Annotated in this window: 5 protein-coding genes; 2 read left to right on the plus strand and 3 right to left on the minus strand. The window is 67.7% G+C overall.

The window, feature by feature from the left end:
• The 3 genes from E1298_RS44340 to E1298_RS44350 form a co-directional block, all read right to left on the minus strand.
• A partial coding sequence (locus tag E1298_RS44340) for a hypothetical protein (RefSeq protein WP_207945225.1) occupies positions 1–367 on the minus strand: 367 nt, incomplete at its 3' end.
• A 3-nt stretch (positions 368–370) separates the two neighbouring features.
• A complete protein-coding gene (locus E1298_RS44345) occupies positions 371–694 on the minus strand; it encodes a helix-turn-helix domain-containing protein (RefSeq protein ID WP_131903378.1) in 324 nt (107 codons plus the stop codon).
• 3 nt (positions 695–697) lie between these two features.
• Positions 698–1,708, minus strand: a complete 1,011-nt coding sequence (locus E1298_RS44350; protein ID WP_207945226.1) for a tyrosine-type recombinase/integrase — start codon at positions 1,706–1,708, stop codon at positions 698–700.
• Positions 1,709–2,050: 342 nt separating this feature from the next.
• On the opposite strand from E1298_RS44350, the gene E1298_RS44355 reads away from it, so the two are divergent.
• Together E1298_RS44355 and E1298_RS44360 are read left to right on the plus strand one after the other, a co-directional pair.
• Entirely contained in the window at positions 2,051–2,830 is a 780-nt protein-coding gene (locus E1298_RS44355; RefSeq protein WP_279499672.1) for a TRM11 family SAM-dependent methyltransferase, read from the plus strand.
• A 249-nt stretch (positions 2,831–3,079) separates the two neighbouring features.
• The coding region (locus tag E1298_RS44360; RefSeq protein WP_131903381.1) for a recombinase family protein at positions 3,080–4,623 on the plus strand (1,544 nt) is incomplete at its 3' end.

Genomic DNA, 4,623 nt, shown 5'->3' on the forward strand with positions numbered 1-4,623 from the left:
GTTTGGCGGCCAGGCCGGGGGCGCCGCTGCCGCCTCCGTGCCGGCGGGGCCGTTTGGGGATGGTGTCGCGCGGGGCACCGGTTCCGGCGAGGAACAACTGGTGGTGGCGGACCTGCCGGACGTAGGGCAGCAGCACCCGGTGGCGGGGGACCTTCAGCGGGGGCCGGTCGAGGCCGGCCTGGACCCAGCAGGACCGGCAATGGTCCTTCTTCAGATGCCGGTCGCGGCTGCAGGCGGCGCAGGGTCCGGTGCCGGGGTTGCGTGCCTGGAAGCCATAGCAGACCAGGCAGAGTCCGCGGTGGGCCATGCCGCCCCAGGCGTCACAGGCCAGGCAGCTGGCCGCCGGCCACTTGGGTGTTCGGCTCACCGGTCAGGTGGGCGGAAGCGAACGGCCGTCACGACGGCGAGGCAGCACCGTCGGGCCGGACGAACTGGCGGCGGCGGCCGGGGCCTCGGCCTCGGGCAGGGCGTCGACCTTGTCCGGTTCGGGGATCAGCAGCTCGCCGATCTGGCAGTCCAAGACCTTGCAGATGACGTCGAGGTCGGCGAGCTTGACCGAGACCGGCTGCCCGGACCACAGCCCGGACATCTTGCCGGCCGAGATGACAAGACCGTGCTCGGCCAGGCTGCGCTGCAGCTCCGAGGCCTTCCAGACGCCGCGGTTCGCCGCGGCCAGGCGCAGGTTCCATCTCACGGTTCACAATCCCTTCAGCCGAGCGGCGGCACGTTGTTGACCTGCGATCCAGGCGTCTTCGACGTGGGTTCGGTGGACGTGCACGTAGTGCATCGTGGTGGCGATCCAGGCGTGTCCGAGGGCTTCCTGGATCGCGACCAGGTCCATCCCGCCCGAATACAGCTGGCTCGCGCAGAAATGCCGCAGCACGTGCGGGGTCAGCTTCGCTGTCCAGTCCGGCAGATGCCGGGTGGTGGCCTCGGCGAGCGCGGCGCGCAGCCGGTCGTCTCCGATCCGGCCGCTGGAGCCGTCGGCGTTGCGGCGTTCGGAGGGAAACAGCGGCGCGCGGTGTCGGGTGTGGTCTCGGTCGAAATGGCCCCAGACGTCTTGCACGAACCACCGCAACGTCCGGTCCGCACCGTTGATCAGCGGCACCATCCGCTCGCGCGGACCGGAGCCCCGCGCGCCCTTGCCGTGCCGGACATGGAGCTTGCCGAACCGGCCCAGACCCCACTTCACGTCGGCCAGGTCCAGGGTGCGGACCTCGTTGATACGCAGCCCGACGTCGGCCATCAACTTGGCGGCCGCGTAGTTGCGGGCAGTCGGCGCGAACTTCCGGCAGGTCGCCAGATCCGACCGCCATCCGGCGAACAGCTGGTCGATCTGGGCGGTCGATGGCGGGATCCGCAGCGCCGCCCCGCGTCCGCCGCGCGGCCGGTTCATCTCATCGATCGGACACGCCACCACATGCCCGGTCAGCTGGTGGATCTCGGGCTGGTGCCGCAGCTCCAGGAACAGGAAGTAGGTCTTGAGTGCCTGCGCTCGCGCCAGCCGGGTTCCCTTCGCCGCCTCCCGCAGCACACGACCGAAATACAGATCGGCGTCGGCGGGCTGCATCTCCCACAACGGGCGGCCGAGCCAAGCGCGGACCTGGTCCAGATGACCGACATCACCACTGACCGTGCTGTCGGCGAGCCCCGCCGACGCCCGGGCGAGCACGAAACCGGCCAGTACATCGGTCTCGAACGCCGCCACCTCCTCGGGCCCGGCAGGCGCACGCACATCCCGAAGATCCCGGACCGCCGCCAGACCCAACCCGAGCCACCACACCTTCACACAAGCCACAGCTCGATCGGAGCCAACGAAATTTTTTCAGAAATCCTGAAGATCCATCAGCGGACCATGATCGCACAGCCCAAGACTGTGAAACACCAGCCCCAGCTCCATGAGCAGACGACCACACAGAGCCAGGCAGACAGGAACCTGCGGGTTGTTGCACACACCGGAGCCACCCGATGAACCACTCCACTCACAACAATCCCGAACCGACCCCAGGGCCAGCCCCGGTGTTGGCTTCGGTTTGGGCGACCGGGCGAGCTGGTGATCGATCCGATGTGCGGGATCGGTACCACCCTGGTCGAGGCCATCTGCCTGGGCCGCGACGCCGTGGGAGTGGAGTACGAACGCGACTTCGTCGATCTGGCCCTGGGCAACCTGCGGCACGCTTACGCCCGCGGTGCCACCGGCCGTGCTGAGCTGGCGTGCGGTGACGCCCGCAACATCGCCGCCGTGTTCGCCCCGCTGCGTGGCAAGGCCAGCCTGGTGCTCACCTCACCGCCCTACGGCTCCCACACCCACGGCCACCTCCGCTCCAGCCGCGACAACAACGGCGGCAAGATCGTCAAACGGCACTACCGCTACTCCAGCGACAACGCCAACCTCGCCTACCAGTCCCTACCCGGACTGCTGGAGGGATTCGGTGTCATCCTGGCCGGCAGCGCCACCCTGCTCCAGCCGTCCGGCATCGTCGCGGTCACCGTCCGGCCCATCCGGGTCAAGGGCGAGCTGATCGACCTTCCCGGCCTGGTCATCGACACCGCCCACCAGCACGGCCTGGCCCTGGCCGGCCGCTACGTCGCCCTGCTCGCCGGCCTGCGCGACGGCGCGCTGGTCAACCGGGCCTCGTTCTTCCAGATGCTGGAAACCCGCCGCGCCCGCGAACGCGGCATCCCCGCCTGCGCCACCGCCCACGAAGACCTCCTGATCTTCCAACAGGCCACGGCGGACGGGGATAGCCGGTTAACAGCTTTGCCGGTTCCGGCGAGTGGGCCTGCGACTGGGTGGCCGTCTCGCCGTCAGCGCTGTGCAGGCGCTTGATGTGGTTTGACCCTGCTCAACGAGGTGGTGCTGGATCTACCGACCGGTTCCGGTACGGCGCCGACCTTCGCATGCGTGGGGTGGTCACTCGATGAGCACTCCGGACGACACCAAACGCAGGGTGCGGGTTTCGGTGCCTGAGGAACCGCCACAGTTCACGCCGGACGCAGCCCGGGTCCTGCTGCGGAACCTGCTCGCCGCGCGTTCCCGGCCCGTCCCATCATCCGAGCCCCGACAGGAGAACAGCAAATGACACTGCCGACCACGCCTGTGCCACAGACGGCCGTCCATTCGCAGAAGTTGAGGTTCGCCTTCTACGGGCGGGTCTCGACCGAGGACAACCAAGACCCGGCGGCCTCGCGTGCCTGGCAGCTCCGTCGGGCACGTGCGCTCATCGAGCCCAGGAGAGGGGTGATCGTCGCCGAGTTCTTCGACGTCGACAAGTCCCGCTCGATCCCCTGGGCGCGCCGTCCCCAAGCTTCGCAACTGGTCTCTGAGCTCAAGAATCTCCAACGGAACTTCGACGCGGTGGTGATCGGAGAGCCGCACCGCGAGTTCTACGGAAACCAGTACTCCCTGACCTTCCCGATCTTCGAGCACTTCACGATCCCGCTCTGGGTTCCCGAAGTCGGCGGACCCATCGACCCGGCCAACGAAGCCCACGACATGATCATGGGCGTGTTCGGCGGCCTGTCCAAAGGCGAACGCAACCGGATCAAGATCCGCGTGCGCTCGGCGATGGCCGCGATCACCGCGACCGAGGGCCGCTACCTCGGCGGACGGCCGCCCTACGGGTACCGGCTCGAGGACGCCGGTCTACACCCCAACCCGGCCAAGGCTGCTGACGGCAAGCGGCTCAAGCATCTGGTGATCGATGAGTTCGCGGCGGGCATCGTGCAGCGGATCTTCGCCGAGTTCCTCGGCATGCGCAATCACCGGAAAAGAGGTTGCTTCGCCATTGCCGAGGGGCTCACGCGCGACGGCATCCCCAGCCCGTCGAGTCACGATCGCGCGCGCAACCGGCACAGGTGCGGCATCGCGTGGTCCAAGAGCGCCGTCCGGGCCATCTTGAAGAATCCGCGGTACACCGGCTACCAGGTCTGGAACAAGCAGCGCAAGGACGAGGTGCTGCTGGACGTCGATGACATCGCTCTTGGGCACACCACCAGATTGCGTTGGAACGCACAAGACCGCTGGGTGTTCTCTGAGGAGATCGTCCATCCCGTCATCATCGACATGCAGACCTTCACGCGTGCCCAGCAGCGGTTCACAGAAGCGCCTCGGCCCGACAAGCCCAGGCAGCGGCACAGCAAGCGCTGCTACCCGCTGAAGGGCACGATGTGGTGCGGTCTGTGCGACCGCAAGATGCAGGCCCACCACAACGGGACCGCCACGTACTACAGATGCCGGTTCCCCGAGGAATACGGGCTGGCCAACAAGGTCGCGCACCCGCGCAACGTCTACGTCCGCGAGGATCATCTGCTCCCCGAGCTTGATCGCTGGCTTAGCCGTGTCCTGGCCCCCCACCGGATCACCGAGACCATCAGGGCCATGAACCAGGCTCAGCTTCCGACGAGTACAGAATCGGCAGCAGAGCAGGCACGGAACAAGATCAAGGAATGCGACACCAAACTCGAACGGCACCGTGCCGCACTGGAGGCCGGCGGGAACTCGGTGACGATCGCGCGATGGGTCGCTGAGACGGAAGCTCAAAAGACCGCGGCCGAAGCGCAGCTGAGAGAAGCGCGCGGGCGGCGGAGCCCGCACCTGACCCCGGAAGAGATCGCCGACCT

Origin of the sequence: Actinomadura rubrisoli, assembly GCF_004349215.1 — a bacterium.
In the GTDB taxonomy this organism is placed as follows: Bacteria; Actinomycetota; Actinomycetes; order Streptosporangiales; family Streptosporangiaceae; genus Spirillospora; species Spirillospora rubrisoli.